This is a genomic window from Rhodococcus sp. USK10 (assembly GCF_019378875.1).
GTDB lineage: Bacteria > Actinomycetota > Actinomycetes > Mycobacteriales > Mycobacteriaceae > Rhodococcus_F > Rhodococcus_F pseudokoreensis.
This window is the reverse complement of record NZ_CP076048.1, coordinates 1,315,366-1,330,322: the sequence shown is the minus strand read 5'-3', so window position 1 is coordinate 1,330,322 and position 14,957 is coordinate 1,315,366. Positions and strand designations below refer to the sequence as shown.

The following is a 14,957-nucleotide window of genomic DNA, read 5'->3' as shown; positions in this document are numbered from 1 at the left end:
CCCCAGCGCAGTTATCACCCGCACGGGGCACGTACCTGATGCACGCATCTTTTCGTCGCCCGCACGGCGATTGCTGGTCGGGTTCGGCAACCCACGGCCCTTCGGCGCGATGCGGCCCCCGCCGATCGGCTCTGGCTCGAGGGTAGGTCCCGCTCCCCGGACGGTGGAGCGGGACTACCAGCTGTAAGAGCGATTACCGTAGCAAAGGATATGGGGGCTTGTCGGCCCGAGACTCAGAACGCGCGGGCGTACTGCGCCGGAATCTGCGGTGTCACCTGGGCATTCAATGTGCGTGCCGCTTTTCGCGGCCAGTACGGGTCCCGGAGTAGTTCCCGTCCGAGGAACACGGCGACGGCCTCTCCCGACTCCACGATCTGCTCGGCCTGCTCCGGCTCGGTGATGAGCCCGACCGCGGCGGCGGGAAGCAGGGTCTCGTTCTGGATGCGGCGGGCGAACGGAACCTGGTAGCCGGGACCGACCGGGATCCGCGCGGACGCGACGCCGCCGCTGGAGACGTCGACGAGGTCCACGCCCAGGTCGGCGAGCGCCTGCACGAGGGCGACGGTCTGGTCCGGCGTCCAGCTGTCCGCGTCGAGCCCGGGCTCCTCGGACAACCAGTCGGTGGCCGACACCCGGACGAAGACCGGCAGTTCGGCCGGCCACACGCCGCGCACCGCCTCGACGACCTCGAGCAGGAGTCGGATGCGGCCCGCGAAGCTGCCGCCGTACTCGTCGGTGCGGTGATTGCTGACCGGGGAGAGGAACTGGTGCAGCAGATAGCCGTGTGCCGCATGGATTTCCACCACCTTGAAGCCTGCGCGCGATGCCCGCTCGGCGGCGGCGGCGAAATCCGCGACCACCTTCCGGATGTCCTCTGCCGTCGCCGCCGCCGGCGGGGTGTGGTCGCCGAAACCGATCGCGCTCGGCGCCACCGTTCGCCACGACAACCGATCGTCGTCGTCGAGGCTCCTTCCGCCGCGCCACGGGACGTGCGCGGACCCCTTGCGCCCGGCGTGCCCGAGCTGGATGCCGGGTACCGCGCCGTAGTCCTCGAGCTGCGCGTTGATCTGCGCGAAGGCCTCGGTCTGGGTGTCGTTCCAGATGCCGAGGTCGGCGGGGCTGATGCGGCCCTCCGGGCTGACGGCCGTCGCCTCGGTGAGGATCAGGCCCGCACCGCCGATGGCCCGCGTCACGAGGTGCGTCCGGTGCCAGTCGCCCGGCACTCCCACGTCGCTGCCGGTCACGTCGGCCGAGTACTGGCACATCGGCGCCATCCACACTCGATTGGGGACGGTGATTCCGCGGAAGGTGATGGGTTCGAACAACACGCTCACTGTTAGCACTCCTGCCTCTGATGGTCTCGACCAGTCGCAACCTGCGCGAGGGACGAAATCATTCCCGCCTTCCCGCTCCGCGGGAGATCCAGCCCTGTATATAGGCTGTCTTCATGACTGCAGTGACTTCCACCTCGTCGGCCGGTGCCACGGTGGATACCCGTGAAGCCGTCCACGCAGCGGCCCGTCGCGCCCGCACCGCGTCGCGGGTCCTCGCGCTGCTCACCACCGCGCAGAAGGATGCGGCGCTCCACGCGGCGGCCGACGCCGTGCTCGCCGCCTCCACCGACATCCTCGCCGCCAACGCCGCCGACATCGAGGCGGCCAGGGCGTCGGGCACCGAGGACTCCCTGCTCGACCGGCTGCGGCTGACCGCGGAAAGGATCGAGGGCATCGCGTCCGGCCTGCGTCAGGTGGCCGGTCTGCCCGACCCGGTCGGTGAGGTGGTGCGCGGGTCCACGCTCCCCAACGGTCTCGAACTGCGTCAGCTGCGGGTTCCGCTCGGCGTGGTGGGCATGGTGTACGAGGCTCGGCCCAACGTCACCGTCGACGCGTTCGGACTGGCCCTGAAGTCGGGAAACGCGGCCCTGCTGCGCGGGTCCTCGTCCGCGGCGAAGTCGAATGCGGCGCTGGTCGTGGCGCTGCGGGCGGCACTGGCCGCGCAGCAGTTGCCGGAAGACGCGGTGCAGTTACTGCCGAGCGAGGACCGCTCCAGCGTGACGCACCTGATCCAGGCCCGCGGGCTGGTGGACGTCGTGATTCCCCGCGGCGGGGCCGGACTGATCAGCGCCGTGGTGCGCGACGCGACCGTTCCGACGATCGAGACGGGCGTCGGTAACTGCCACGTCTACGTCCACGCGGCGGCCGACCTGGAGATGGCCGAACGGATCCTGCTGAATTCCAAGACACGGCGGCCGAGTGTCTGCAACACCGCGGAGACCGTGCTGGTCGACGCCGCGATAGCGGAGACGGCGGTGCCGAAGCTGCTGCAGGCCCTGCAGATGCACAGTGTGACCGTCCACGGGGACCTGCCCGGGCTGGTGCCCGCGACGGAGTCGGACTGGTCGGAGGAGTACCTCACGCTCGACGTGGCGCTCAAGGTCATCGACGACCTGAACGCCGCGGTCGAGCACATCGACCGCTACGGCACCGGCCACACCGAGGCCATCGTGACGTCCGACCTCGCGGCCGCCCGCGAGTTCACCGCCCGGGTCGACGCCGCCGCCGTCATGGTCAACGCCTCCACCGCCTTCACCGACGGTGAGCAGTTCGGATTCGGCGCCGAGATCGGGATCTCCACGCAGAAACTGCACGCCCGCGGCCCGATGGGGCTGCCCGAACTGACCTCCACCAAGTGGATCGTGTGGGGAGACGGGCACACCCGCCCGGTCTAGACCCCGCCGGACTCCCTTACCGTCAAGCCCCTCTGAAAGGAGCGAGCGTGGACCGCGCACTGCCCACCACGACGCCGTTCTTCGCCAGCGTCGACGACGTCATCGCTCGGCTCGCCGAAACCGGTTACCTGTCCGACAAGGGCACCGCGACCGCGGTGTTCCTCGCCGACCGGCTCGGAAAGCCCCTGCTCATCGAGGGTCCCGCCGGAGTCGGCAAGACCGAACTCGCCCGCGCCGTGGCCGAGACCACCGGCGCCGAACTGGTGCGGTTGCAGTGCTACGAGGGCGTCGACGAGGCCCGCGCCCTGTACGAGTGGAATCACGCGAAGCAGATCTTGCGCATCCAGGCGGGTAGCGACCACAGCTGGGACGCCACCAAGGCGGACGTCTTCTCGGAGGAGTTCCTGCTGTCGCGGCCGCTGCTGACCGCCATCCGGCGCGAGGATCCGACGGTGCTGCTGATCGACGAGACCGACAAGGCCGACGTCGAGATCGAGGGCCTGCTTCTCGAGGTGCTCAGCGATTTCGCGGTCACCGTCCCCGAACTGGGCACCATCACCGCCACGCGCAAGCCGTTCGTCGTCCTCACCTCGAATGCCACCCGCGAACTGTCGGAGGCGCTCAAGCGCCGCTGCCTGTTCCTGCATCTCGACTTCCCCGACGCCGAACTCGAGCGGAGGATCCTCGCGAGCCGGGTGCCGGAACTGCCCGAGGCGGTTGCCGAGCAGCTGGTCAAGACGATCCGCGTGCTGCGCGGCATGCAGCTGAAGAAGCTGCCGTCCGTGGCGGAGACCATCGACTGGGGTCGCACGCTACTGGCGCTCGGGCTCGACACTCTCGACGACGACGCCGTGCGCGCGACGCTGGGTGTCGTTCTCAAGCACCAATCCGACCAGCTCCGCGCCGCCGCCGAGCTGCGACTGAACTGAAGGACTCCCCATGGCTGCTGGTGGTCCCCTCGCGTCCCGGTCGAAGCCGGGCGGTCCCGCGGCGCCACACGGGCTGCCGGGGCATCTCGTCGACTTCGTCGAAGCGCTACGCCGGCGCGGGATCACGGTCGGACCGTCCGAGACGGTCGACGCCGGACAGGTGATGTCGGTCCTCGACCTGCTGGACCGCGAATCCCTGCGGGAGGGCCTGGCGTGTGCGTTGCTGCGGCGGCCCACCCACCGGCCCACCTTCGACGCGTTGTTCGAACTCTGGTTCCCGGCGGCGGTCGGGAACCGGGCGGCCGGGGCGATCGACACGAGCCTGCCGCGGAACGCGAAGGGCGACATCGACTACGAGGCGCTGCGCGAGCTGATCGTCGACCTCCTCACCGACGGGTCGCCGGAGGCGATCGAGCTCACCGAGTTGCTGACCGCGCAGATGGTCGAGGAACTGGGGCAGTACCAGTCGGCGAACGGCCCGTCGTTCTCCGCGTACCAGGCGCTGCGGGACGTCGCACCGGAAACTCTGCTGAAGAAGATCCTCGACGGGCTCCTCGGCAATCAGCAGGACACCGGGGCCCGGACGACGGAAAGCTACGAATCGGAGGTGGCCAAGCGCACCGCCGCCCAGCGGATCGCCGACTTCCGCAAGATGATCGAGAAGGAGACGCGGCGCCGGTCGGCCGAGAACCTTGGCAAGGAACGGGTGGCGTCGTACGGCGTCCCCCGACTGGCCGAGGAAGTCGACTTCCTGCGCGCCTCCGACGCCGAGTTGACCGCGCTGAAGCGCAACGTCACCCCGCTCGCCCGGCTGCTCGCCAGCCGGCTGGCCGTGCGGCGCAGCCGGGCGAGTGCCGGTTCGATCGACCTGCGCCGGACCCTGCGCAAGTCGATGTCCACCGGCGGCGTGCCCATCGACCTCGTCCAGCGCAAACCCCGGCGGGCGCGCCCCGAACTCGTCGTGATGTGCGACGTGTCGGGCTCGGTCGCCGGATTCAGTCACTTCACGCTGCTGCTCGTCCACGCGCTGCGCGAACAGTTCTCCCGGGTGCGGGTGTTCGCGTTCATCGACACCACCGACGAGGTCACCCGCTTCTTCGACGCGGGAGCCGACCTCGGCAGCGCCATGTCGCGGATGATCCGGGAAGCCGACCTGGTCGGTTACGACGGGCACTCCGACTACGGCAACGCGTTCGGGGTGTTCGCCGAGCGGTTCACCCAGAGCATCACGTCCCGCACGTCCCTGCTGGTGCTCGGCGACGGCCGCAACAACTACCGCGACCCGAACCTGGAGGCACTGGCCCGACTCGTATCGGTGGCGAAGCACGCGCACTGGCTCAACCCGGAGCCCCGCGGCCAGTGGGGATCGGGCGACTCGGCGGCCAAGGTGTACAACGAGGTCATCAGCATGCACGAATGCCGATCCGCTCAGCAGCTGGCGTCGGTGGTCGCCGGATTGCTGCCGGTGTGAGCACGTAAGCTCGACACTCGTGGAACAGGGAGCAACGGGCGCGCGTCGGCGCCGCCTGGGAGTCATGGGCGGCACCTTCGACCCCATTCATCACGGTCACCTGGTGGCAGCCAGCGAGGTGGCCGACCGATTCAGCCTCGACGAGGTGGTCTTCGTGCCCACCGGCAGGCCGTGGCAGAAGCAGGGCAAGGGCGTCAGCCCAGCCGAGGACCGGTACCTGATGACGGTCATCGCCACCGCGTCCAACCCGCGGTTCTCGGTCAGCCGGGTCGACGTCGACCGCGAGAAGGTCACCTACACCGTCGACACCCTGCGGGATCTGCGCAGCTACCACCCGAACGCCGAGCTGTACTTCATTACCGGTGCGGACGCCCTGGCGAGTATCCTGTCCTGGCAGGACTGGGAGGAACTGTTCTCGCTGGCGAAGTTCGTCGGGGTGTCGCGTCCGGGATTCGATCTCAACACCGAACATCTGGCCGGGCACCTGGATGCGTTGCCGGAGGACGCGGTCACGCTGATCGAGATCCCGGCTCTGGCGATCTCCTCGACGGAATGTCGGCGGCGCGCCAGTCGCCATCGTCCTGTGTGGTACCTCGTGCCGGACGGTGTGGTCCAGTACATCTCCAAACGGAACCTGTACCGGCCACCGGACTCCGAGCGCCTCGACGGCGCGACGACGATGTCCGAACCGGCCCCGGACAAGACCAAGAGTTAGACAGCACTTTCCGAACGAACTGGGAGAACATCGCGTGAGCGCAACGACCGAAGCCATCGAGATGGCACGCATCGCGGCAGTGGCTGCCGACGAGAAGCTGGCCTCCGATGTGGTGGTGCTCGATGTTTCCGAGCAGCTGGTCATCACCGACTGCTTCGTCATCGCCTCCGCCCCCAACGAGCGCCAGGTGAACGCGATCGTCGAGAACATCGAGGATCGGCTGCGTGAGGCAGGTCACAAGCCGGTGCGTCGCGAGGGCACCCGCGAAGGCCGTTGGGCACTGCTCGATTTCGTGGACGTCGTCATCCACGTCCAGCACAACGAGGAACGCAACTTCTACGCCCTCGACCGGCTGTGGAAGGACTGCCCGGCCGTGCCGGTGGAGGGTATCGGCCAGCAGGGACCGGCCGGCGCGAACGGTGCGGGCGCCCCCGAGGCCGCCGGTGCGGGCGGCGCAGAGGCTGAGGAGTCCGAGCTGTGACGGATGCTCCCCGTGCCCCGCGGCGACTGATACTGCTCCGCCACGGACAGACCGAGTACAACGCCGACAACCGGATGCAGGGCCAGCTCGACACCGAACTGTCGGAGCTGGGGCGGTCGCAGGCCCGCGCCGCCGCCACCGCCCTCGTCGGTCGCCGACCGATCTCGATCGTGTCCTCCGATCTGCGGCGGGCCTACGACACCGCGGTGGAGGTCGGCGACAACGCCGGGCTGCCGGTGCAGATCGACGAACGCCTCCGTGAGACGCATCTCGGCGACTGGCAGGGGCTCACGCACCTCGACGTCGACGCGCGCGCACCCGGCGCCCGCGCCGCGTGGCGCGGCGACGCGACGTGGGCACCGCCCGGCGGCGAGTGCCGCATCGACGTCGCCCGCCGCAGCAAGCCGGTGGTCGCGGAACTCGTCGAGAAGCACGAGGACTGGGCCGAGAAGCCGGTGGTCCTGGTCGCTCACGGCGGATTGATCGCCGCGCTGACCGCCGCCCTGCTGGATCTGCCCGTCGACCGCTGGCCGGTGCTGGGCGGACTGGGGAACACCAGCTGGGTGCAGCTGAGTGCATATGGGAACCCCGATTCGCTCAGCTGGCGCCTCGACGTGTGGAACGCTTCCGCGAGTGTGGCCAGTGACGTCCTCTGAGGTGGATGCCGGTTCCGGGGAACGCCCCGTCCTGCTCGTGCTCGCCGACTCGCTGTCGTACTACGGCCCCAAGGGCGGACTGCCGTCCGACCACCCCGGCATCTGGCCCAATATCGTTGCCCGTCAACTCGGCTGGGATGTCGAGTTGGTGGCGCGGATCGGCTGGACCAGCCGCGACGTGTGGTGGGCGCTGACCCAGGACCCACGGGTGTGGTCCGCGGTTCCCCGCGCCGGCGCCGTGGTGTTCGCCGTCGGCGGCATGGATTCGCTGCCGTCCCCGCTCCCGACGGCGCTGCGGGAGCAATTGCGCTACGTACGCCCGCCTGCACTGCGGCGCGTCGTGCGGAGCGGCTACCAGTGGCTTCAGCCCCGGCTCGCCCCGCTGGGGTGGCCGGTGGCGTTGCCGCCGCGGCTGAGTGTCGAATACCTGGAGAGCTCACGGGCGGCGCTCGAGTACATGCGCCCCGAATTGCCGGTCATCGGGACCCTGCCGTCCGTGCACCGCAGCGAGGCCTACGGCAAGGTGCACGCGGGGCGTCCCGGTGCCGTCGCCGCCATCACCGCATGGTCGGAGGAGAAGAACGTGCCCCTTGTCGACCTCGCGGAGGCGGTGCGCGCCAACGTCTTCAGTGATGACGGCAATCCGGACGGCATCCACTGGGGCTGGGACGGGCACACCGAGGTGGCCGCGGCGATGCTGACCGCGATCCGCGCGGCGGCTGTCGTGCCGGACTCCGTCGAGGGTGCGGTTCCGGCCGACCCGGTGTCGAGCGGAGCCGAGTAGTCCGATGCCCGTCGTCGTCGTCACCGATTCTTCGGCATCGATCCTGCCCGAACATGTCGAGCAGTACGGAATCCGGGTGGTCCCGCTCCACGTCCTCAGCGGCGGCCGGGACTTCCGGGAGGGAATCGACGAGGTCCCCGAGGACCTCGCCGGGGTCACCACGTCGGGTGCATCGCCGAGCGAGCTGTCCGAGGCCTACGCCGAAGCGCTGGAACTGAGTGAGGGCGCAGGCGTTCTCGCGGTCCACATTTCGCGGCAGCTGTCCGGCACGTGGGAGGCGGGCCGCCAGGCGGCGCAGGAGTTCGACGGCCGAGTGCGGATCGTCGACTCCCAGTCCGCCGGAATGGGATTGGGATACCCCGTGCTCGAGGCGGCGCGGGCCGCGGAGGCCGGTGCAAACCTCGAGACGGTGTACCGGCGGGCGGTCGACGTCGCGAGCCGTGGACGCTGCCTGATCGTCGTCGACCGACTCGACCAGTTGCGTCGCGGAGGGCGGATCGGCACCGCCGCCGCACTGCTCGGTACCGCACTGGCGATGAAGCCGGTGCTGCATCTCGTGGACGGCAGACTGGTGCTGAAGGAGAAGACGCGGACCTCGACCAAGGCCATGGCCAGGATGGTCGACGCCGCGGTGGAGCAGGCAGGCCTGGACAGGACGGCCGTCGCTGTGCATCACATGCACGCCCGGCAGCGCGCCGAGGCGGTGGCGCAGCAACTGAAAGACCGGATTCCGCAGGTCAGCGATCTGGTCGTCACCGATTTCAGTTCGGTTCTCGGTGCCCACGTCGGGGAGGGCGCCATCGGCATCGTGCTGTGCCCGGAACCCGCATTGCAGGACGAAAACCACGATTCATCCACAACTTCGCACTGATCCACAGGCCGATTCGAATGCCGGGTCGGCGCCGCGATCCTGAGGGTGCCGTACTCTAGCGTCGCGTCCATGGGCATCAGGGAAGAACGTTCGAGAGGCCGGACCCGGCTCGCGTTCCTGACGTCGGGGGAACGCGAAGCGCTGCCGCCCGACACTCCGGCGGCACCGGAGTGGCTGGCCGAGCCGGGTGAGGCCCGCCTCGACGGCGACGAGACGTGGTCCGCTGCGCGCCGAGTCGGCTTCTCGTTGCCCGACCGGTGGCGGGACGCACGATTCGACCCCGGGCGGTCCGGGGCGATCGCGCTGATCGTGGTGGGAATCGTCGTCGCCACGGTAACGGTGCTGGCGGTGCGCAGCGATCGGCCGGCGACGCAGGCCGTTCCGTCACTGCCCGCAGCGGGTGTTCATTCCTTGAATCCGGCGCCGGAACCGACAACTCCCGCCGCCGCGGCGGCGCCTGCACCCGCACCGGCGGAGGAAATCGTCGTCAGCGTGGTGGGGCTCGTGACCTCGGCGGGCCTCGTCCGGCTGCCGCCGGGCGCCCGGGTCGCGGACGCGCTCGCCGCCGCCGGGGGAGTGCGCGCCGGTGGCGACACCCTCGGATTGAATCTGGCGCAACGGCTTTCGGACGGCGATCAGGTGCTCGTGGGCGCCGCGACCACCCAGGCGCCACCGAGTGCGGTGGGCGGCACCTCCGCGGGATCGCCGGGAACCGCGGGCGCGGCGACCCCCGCGGCCGGTGGACTGGTGAACCTCAACACGGCGACGGAGACGGAACTCGACGCCCTTCCCGGTGTCGGACCCGTCACGGCGGCGGCGATCGTGGCGTGGCGCACGACGAACGGCAGGTTCACCGACATCGCACAACTGGGGGAGGTGGACGGGATCGGGCCGGTGCGGCTGGAGAAGTTGCGCGCCCAGACTACCATCTGATGTCCGAGAGCGAGCCGCGGCTCCTCGACCTCCGGCTGCTCCCGTTCGCCGGGATCTGCTGGGCGGCAACGCTGATCGGCATACTCGGAGGCTCCCGCGCGGCATGGATGCTCCTGGCGACCCTGTCGGGGGCGGCTGTACTGCTCGCCGCCTATTGCGCCCTGCGGTCACCGCGGCGATGGACGGCGGGGACGCTCGCGCTACTGCTCTTCGGGTCGTGCTGCGCGGCAGGGGTGGCCTGGCGGGTTCAGGCCGCGGAACGGCACCCGATGGCCGAACTCGCCCGGAACGAGACGTGGGTCACGCTGGTCGTCACCCCCGTCGACGACCCCCGGGAGATCGCCGGCTTCGGACGGCACGTCCTCGTGAACGCGACCGTCGTCGAGATCCGCCGGGCCGGCGAGACGATCCACGCGGGCGGCGCGGTGGTCCTCCTCGCCCCGGCGGACGGGTGGCTCGGGCTGCTGCCGGGACAGGACGTGGTGTTGCGCGGGCAGCTGAGCCCGCCGCGGCGCCGGGACCTGAGCCTGGCCACGGTCCGGGTGTCCGGACCGCCGGTGGAGGTCGGTCCCGCGCCCGCACACCAGCGATGGGCCGGCGCCCTGCGAACCCGGTTCGCCGCGGCCGCCGCCGTCCTGCCCGCCGACGAGGCCGGACTGCTGCCGGGGCTGGTGGTGGGCGACACCTCCGCGCTCCCGCGGGAGGTGAAGGACGACTTCACCGCGACCGGACTGACGCACCTCACGGCGGTGTCGGGGGCGAACGTCAGCATCCTGCTGGGAGCGGTGCTGCTCATGGTCAGAGGCGTGGGGCTCGGTCCGCGGGCAGGCGCGGTGCTCGCCGCCGCCGCACTGATCGCGTTCGTGGTGGTCGCGCGGCCGTCACCCAGCGTGCTCCGGGCCGCCGCGATGGGCTCGGTCGCCCTGCTGGCGCTCGTGACGGGACGGCGGAAACAGGCGATGCCCGCGCTGGCGGCGGGTGTGATCGCCCTGTTGGTGTGGGCACCGGAACTGGCGGTGAACTTCGGCTTCGTTCTGTCGGCGACAGCCACCGCCGGGCTGATCGTGATCGCGCCCGTGTGGGTCGACGCGCTGGTGGTCCGCGGGTGGCCGCGGGCGGTGGCGGAGGCGGTGGCGGTGTCCGTCGCCGCGTTCGCCGTGACGGCGCCGATCGTGGCCGCGATGGCAGGCACCGTGAGTCTGGTGTCGATCTGCGCGAACATCCTGGTGGCACCCGTGATCGGAGTGATCACCGTGACGGGCGCGATCACCGCGCTGATCGCCGGCATCAGTGTTCCCGTCGCGGAAGTGGTGGTGCGCGTGACCCAGTGGCCGCTGTGGTGGTTGGTGACCGTGGCCGAGCGGGGCGCGCGGATCCCCGCGGCCTCCGTTCCGGTGCCCTCGGGGCCCGCCGGTGCGGTACTCGTCCTCGGTGCCGTGCTGGCGATCGGTGCGGCGCTGCGCAGCCGCGGAACCCGGCTGGTGCTCGTGGGAATCGCGATCGGGGTGGTGGTGCTGTGGGCGCCGATCTGGCCGTCGTCGCTGGGTCGCCTTGTGTGAATGCGCCCGGATCCGGGAAACCGTCGCAGAACGCGAGGGAAGGGACGACGACATGCAGGTGGGGTTCAAGCTGATGGCCGAGACGTTCGATCCGCGCGAGATCGTGCGGCAGGCGGTGGAGGCCGAGCGGGCCGGCTTCGACTTCGTCGAGGTGAGCGATCACTACCACCCCTGGCTCTACAGTCACGGTCACTCGGGATTCGTGTGGTCGATGCTCGCTGCCGCTTCGGCGCGGACCGAGCGGATCGGTCTGGCCACCGGTGTCACCTGCCCGTTCGTTCGGTACCACCCCGCGATCGTCGCGCAGGCCGCGGCCACGACCGCCGTCCTCAGCGACGGCCGGTTCACCCTGGGCCTCGGCTCGGGGGAACGGCTGAACGAACACGTCGTCGGCGGTGGCTGGCCGTCGGTGACCGTCCGGCACCAGATGCTGCGTGAGGCGATCGACATCATCCGCCTGCTGTGGTCGGGTGGCTACCACTCGTACGAGGGCAAGCACCTCACCCTCGACGACGCACGCGTCTTCGATCTCCCCGTCGTGCCCCCGGCGATCGCGGTCGCGGCGGGCGGCGCGCAGGCCGCCGACATCGCCGCGGAACTCGGTGACGGACTCTTCGCGACCGAACCCGACCCGGATCTGGTGCAGGCCTACACCGCGGCCGGTGGGTCGGGCCCGAAATACGGGGAAGTTCCCCTCGCGTGGGCGCCCGACGAGGAATCCGCGGTCGAGTCGGCGCACCGATTGTTCCGGTTCGGGTTGACCGGATGGAAGGTTCAGGCGGAACTGCCGAATCCGATCAACTTCGAGGCCGCGTCGTCGTCGGTCCGCACCGAGGACGTCCGGGATGCGATGGCGTGCGGGCCGGACGTCCGGCGGCACCTCGAGGTGGCGGGCCCGTTCGTCGATGCCGGGTTCGATCGTCTGGCGCTGATCAACGCGGGACCGGACGTGGACGGGTTCTTCGCGTTCTTCGCCGACGAGCTGAGCGAGTCGCTGCGGGCACTGACGCCGGCGTGACACCCGTTGTAGTACAGCAGCTTTCGTGACCAGTCTCCGGTGAAGGATGGGTGAGAGGGTGGCCGGCGGCGCGCTCTCCGGACCGGGGAGGGGTGATTTCTGTATCGTTTCGAATTCGATTCCCGATGTGCGTATGAGACACCCGAACACCGACTACCATCCGGTGGCAGATGTCGAGGGCGAACGGTCTTGGAACACACCCGCATTGGAGGGCGAGATGTCGGAATCGGAGCGGACGGATCTCGACGTGGACGACGAACTCGACGCCGGACAGGTGTGGAGAGCGCAGCGGGTCGTCGCTGCTCAGTCACTCGACGCCGAAGACTGCCGCATGCTGCTGTCCATGCTCGGTATCGCGGGTAACCCCGATTCGCCGGGGCCGGACTGACAGCGGTCAGGTCATCTTCCGGTGGTGGTGCGCCACGATCTCCTGCGCCACCGTCGCCAGTTTGATGTTCATGTCCTGTGAGGTGGTGCGGAGAATCTCCATCGCCTGGGTCTCGGAAATGTTGTGGAACGCCATCAGCAGTCCCACCGCCTTGCCGATTTCACGGTTGCTCACGAGGCCGGCCCGCAGCGTCTCGGCCTCGAGGTGCTCGTGCACCGCCGCAAGCGCCACCGCCGCGAAAGACGCGAGCATGATGCCCTGCTCGACGGACGTGGTGTTCAGGGCTCCCGGCGTGTCGGAGAACAGATCGAGGGCGCCGACCTTGCGTCCCAGGATGACGAGGCGGAAGCCGGCCGCCCCTCGCACCGGCGTTTCGGCCAGCACCCGCCGCGAGAGCCGCGGCCATTGCGACGACGTGGACAGGTCCGTTTCGAACTGCGGAGTGTCGCTGACGATGGCGTCGACGCACGGCCCCTCGTTCTCGACGCGCTCGAACTCGTCGACGCGGGCGGCGACGTCGTCGCTGGCCGCCACCGTCACATAGCCGGACCCCTGCCGGAGCATCAGGCTCGCGTGCTGACAGCCCTCGACGAGTAGCGGCGCGGCATCGCAGATGGCTTGGTGGACCTGCCCGAAATCCTGGCCCGCGTAGAGAAGGTCGGCGAGGGTCGCGAACGTCACGGCAGACTTGCCGACAGCCTTCGAGCGCGTCGTATCGGGGACTGTGTCGCGCATCGGTTCCTCCAGCGTGCGAGCATGGGCCCAGCTCATTGATTCAGTCTGCCAGAGCGGGCGGTCGTCGCCGCTCCGAGCCGGAAGAATTCGCGAACGGACTCCGGGTGCGGCCGGCCCGGGCCAAGATGACGTCATGGTTTCGCACACCGAGAACCCACTCGTGGCCGTCGACCAGGGCATGCTGCGCGGCGTCCACGCCGGCGGCGTTCTGTCGTGGAAGGGCATTCCCTACGCGGCGCCGCCGATCGGCGAGTGGCGGCTCCGCGCGCCGCGCGCGCCCGAACCTTTCGACGGGGTGCGCGACTGCTCCAGGTTCGGTCCGATCGCGCCGCAGAACGAGCACGGGCCGCTGCCCATCGATCCCGGTCTGACCATCGACGAGGACTGCCTCACCCTGAACGTCTTCGCGCCGGCCGCGGATGCGGGGCAACCACGGCCGGTGATGGTGTGGATCCACGGCGGGGCCTATTACCTGGGTTCGTCCGGGCAGCGCATGTACGATCCGGCTCGGCTGATCGAGCGCGGCGACGTCGTGGTGGTGACATTCAATTACCGGCTCGGTGCGCTGGGGTTCCTGGACTTCTCCGCGTTCTCGACCGACGAGCACCCGTTCGACACCAACCTCGGCCTCCGCGATCAGATCGCGGCCCTGACCTGGGTCCGGGACAACATCGCGGCGTTCGGCGGCGACCCGGGCGACGTCACCCTGTTCGGGGAGTCGGCCGGCGGCGGCTCGGTCACCACGTTGATGACGTCGCCGCAGGCGGAGGGGCTGTTCCACCGCGCGATCGCCGAGAGTTCGCCTGCGACGTCCGTGTACGGCAGTGCGCGAGCCGAGAGCATCGCCGAGTCGTTTCTCGAACTGCTCGACATCGCGCCCGCCGACGCGGGCCGTCTGCGCGACCTGCCCGTCGGCGTACTGACGAAAGCGTGCATCGAACTCGTCCAGCAGGTGCCCGCGCGGGTCCCCGGCACCCTGGCGGTCGCCCCGACCGTCGACGGGGACGTGGTCCCGCACTACCCGGTGGCGGCGTTCCGCAAAGGCCTCGCGCATCGGATTCCGCTGCTGATCGGGACGAACAAGGACGAGTCCTCGATGTTCCGGCTGATGAAATCGCCCCTGATGCCGATCACCCCGGACGCCGTCCATCAGATGTTCGTGGCGATCGCCGCCGACCATCCCGACCTTCCCGCCGACGAGGAGCAGGAGGTGGCCGCGGCGTATCCCGACTACCCGAAGAAACGCTCGGCGATGGAGATCTCGCGGGACGCCGCGTTCCGGATGCCGACGCTGTGGATCGCGGAGGCGCACAGCCGTGTCGCGCCTACCTGGCTGTACCGATTCGACTACGCCACACCGTTCCTGCGCGCCGCTCGGATCGGTGCCACCCACGGCACCGAGGTGCCCTATGTGTTCGGCAACTTCGGTGTCGTCCCGCACGACCCCACGTTCAAGCTCGGTGGGCACCGGACCGCCGGTCACGTGTCGGAGCGGATCCAGCGCCGGTGGCTGTCCTTCGCCACCGAGGGCACACCGGACGGAACCGGAGCGGAGACCGACTGGCCGAGGTACGACGAGGTGGACCGCACGACCCTGCTGATCGGCCGATCCGATGCGGTCGCCGACGATCCGGACCGGGAACTCCGCCGGGCGTGGGGTGAGGAAGTCATCGGCTTCACGTGAACGGC

The 14,957-nt window shown here is 69.8% G+C and carries 15 protein-coding genes; 13 read left to right on the top strand and 2 right to left on the bottom strand.

Features of this window, described 5'->3' with window-relative positions; translation table 11 throughout:
• Window positions 1-233: 233 nt before the first annotated feature.
• The gene (locus tag I1A62_RS13105; protein WP_219458855.1) at window positions 234-1,334 is read right to left on the bottom strand and encodes an NADH:flavin oxidoreductase/NADH oxidase; all 1,101 of its coding nucleotides are present in this window, start codon (window positions 1,332-1,334) and stop codon (window positions 234-236) included.
• A 113-nt stretch (window positions 1,335-1,447) separates the two neighbouring features.
• On the opposite strand from I1A62_RS13105, the gene I1A62_RS13100 reads away from it, so the two are divergent.
• The 12 genes from I1A62_RS13100 to I1A62_RS13045 all read left to right on the top strand — a co-directional run bounded on the left by I1A62_RS13100 (window position 1,448) and on the right by I1A62_RS13045 (window position 12,533).
• On the top strand, window positions 1,448-2,728 hold the full coding sequence (locus I1A62_RS13100) for a glutamate-5-semialdehyde dehydrogenase (protein ID WP_124391217.1): 1,281 nt from the start codon (window positions 1,448-1,450) through the stop codon (window positions 2,726-2,728).
• 47 nt (window positions 2,729-2,775) lie between these two features.
• Complete coding sequence (locus tag I1A62_RS13095) at window positions 2,776-3,657, top strand: MoxR family ATPase (protein WP_124391218.1); 882 nt, start codon at window positions 2,776-2,778, stop codon at window positions 3,655-3,657.
• A 10-nt stretch (window positions 3,658-3,667) separates the two neighbouring features.
• Window positions 3,668-5,128: a VWA domain-containing protein gene (locus tag I1A62_RS13090; protein WP_124391219.1), complete on the top strand. Its 1,461-nt coding sequence runs from the start codon at window positions 3,668-3,670 to the stop codon at window positions 5,126-5,128.
• Window positions 5,129-5,147: 19 nt separating this feature from the next.
• Entirely contained in the window at window positions 5,148-5,843 is a 696-nt protein-coding gene (gene nadD / locus I1A62_RS13085) for a nicotinate-nucleotide adenylyltransferase (RefSeq protein ID WP_124391220.1), read from the top strand.
• A 34-nt stretch (window positions 5,844-5,877) separates the two neighbouring features.
• Entirely contained in the window at window positions 5,878-6,324 is a 447-nt protein-coding gene (gene rsfS, locus I1A62_RS13080) for a ribosome silencing factor (protein WP_124391221.1), read from the top strand.
• A complete protein-coding gene (locus I1A62_RS13075; protein WP_219458854.1) occupies window positions 6,321-6,980 on the top strand; it encodes a histidine phosphatase family protein in 660 nt (219 codons plus the stop codon). Before rsfS ends, I1A62_RS13075 begins: the two co-directional genes overlap by 4 nt.
• On the top strand, window positions 6,967-7,764 hold the full coding sequence (octT, locus tag I1A62_RS13070; RefSeq protein WP_219458853.1) for a diglucosylglycerate octanoyltransferase: 798 nt from the start codon (window positions 6,967-6,969) through the stop codon (window positions 7,762-7,764). Before I1A62_RS13075 ends, octT begins: the two co-directional genes overlap by 14 nt.
• Before the next feature lie 4 nt (window positions 7,765-7,768).
• On the top strand, window positions 7,769-8,635 hold the full coding sequence (locus I1A62_RS13065) for a DegV family protein (RefSeq protein ID WP_124391224.1): 867 nt from the start codon (window positions 7,769-7,771) through the stop codon (window positions 8,633-8,635).
• A 69-nt stretch (window positions 8,636-8,704) separates the two neighbouring features.
• Window positions 8,705-9,568 carry a ComEA family DNA-binding protein gene (locus tag I1A62_RS13060; RefSeq protein ID WP_219458852.1) on the top strand — a complete coding sequence of 288 codons (864 nt, stop codon included), beginning with the start codon at window positions 8,705-8,707 and terminating at the stop codon, window positions 9,566-9,568.
• A complete protein-coding gene (locus I1A62_RS13055) occupies window positions 9,568-11,127 on the top strand; it encodes a ComEC/Rec2 family competence protein (protein WP_219458851.1) in 1,560 nt (519 codons plus the stop codon). The genes I1A62_RS13060 and I1A62_RS13055 overlap by 1 nt, the downstream gene beginning before the upstream one ends.
• Before the next feature lie 52 nt (window positions 11,128-11,179).
• Entirely contained in the window at window positions 11,180-12,145 is a 966-nt protein-coding gene (locus I1A62_RS13050) for a TIGR03557 family F420-dependent LLM class oxidoreductase (RefSeq protein ID WP_219458850.1), read from the top strand.
• A gap of 217 nt (window positions 12,146-12,362) precedes the next feature.
• A complete protein-coding gene (locus tag I1A62_RS13045) occupies window positions 12,363-12,533 on the top strand; it encodes a hypothetical protein (RefSeq protein ID WP_179220305.1) in 171 nt (56 codons plus the stop codon).
• 6 nt (window positions 12,534-12,539) lie between these two features.
• On the opposite strand, the gene I1A62_RS13040 is transcribed toward I1A62_RS13045, so the two are convergent.
• Window positions 12,540-13,268 (bottom strand): ANTAR domain-containing protein, encoded by a 729-nt coding sequence (locus I1A62_RS13040; protein WP_124391227.1) that lies wholly within the window; start codon window positions 13,266-13,268, stop codon window positions 12,540-12,542.
• A gap of 133 nt (window positions 13,269-13,401) precedes the next feature.
• Here I1A62_RS13040 and I1A62_RS13035 point away from each other — a divergent pair, with 133 nt between their 5' ends.
• A complete protein-coding gene (locus I1A62_RS13035) occupies window positions 13,402-14,952 on the top strand; it encodes a carboxylesterase/lipase family protein (protein WP_219458849.1) in 1,551 nt (516 codons plus the stop codon).
• Window positions 14,953-14,957 lie beyond the last annotated feature (5 nt).

Coding starts and splice junctions, on each gene's coding strand:
- I1A62_RS13100 (WP_124391217.1), top strand. CDS start 1,448: ATGACTGCAGTGACTTCCACCTCGTCGGCCGGTGCCACGGTGGATACC.
- I1A62_RS13090 (WP_124391219.1), top strand. CDS start 3,668: ATGGCTGCTGGTGGTCCCCTCGCGTCCCGGTCGAAGCCGGGCGGTCCC.
- I1A62_RS13065 (WP_124391224.1), top strand. CDS start 7,769: ATGCCCGTCGTCGTCGTCACCGATTCTTCGGCATCGATCCTGCCCGAA.
- I1A62_RS13060 (WP_219458852.1), top strand. CDS start 8,705: ATGGGCATCAGGGAAGAACGTTCGAGAGGCCGGACCCGGCTCGCGTTC.
- I1A62_RS13055 (WP_219458851.1), top strand. CDS start 9,568: ATGTCCGAGAGCGAGCCGCGGCTCCTCGACCTCCGGCTGCTCCCGTTC.
- I1A62_RS13050 (WP_219458850.1), top strand. CDS start 11,180: ATGCAGGTGGGGTTCAAGCTGATGGCCGAGACGTTCGATCCGCGCGAG.
- I1A62_RS13045 (WP_179220305.1), top strand. CDS start 12,363: ATGTCGGAATCGGAGCGGACGGATCTCGACGTGGACGACGAACTCGAC.
- I1A62_RS13040 (WP_124391227.1), bottom strand. CDS start 13,268: ATGCGCGACACAGTCCCCGATACGACGCGCTCGAAGGCTGTCGGCAAG.
- I1A62_RS13035 (WP_219458849.1), top strand. CDS start 13,402: ATGGTTTCGCACACCGAGAACCCACTCGTGGCCGTCGACCAGGGCATG.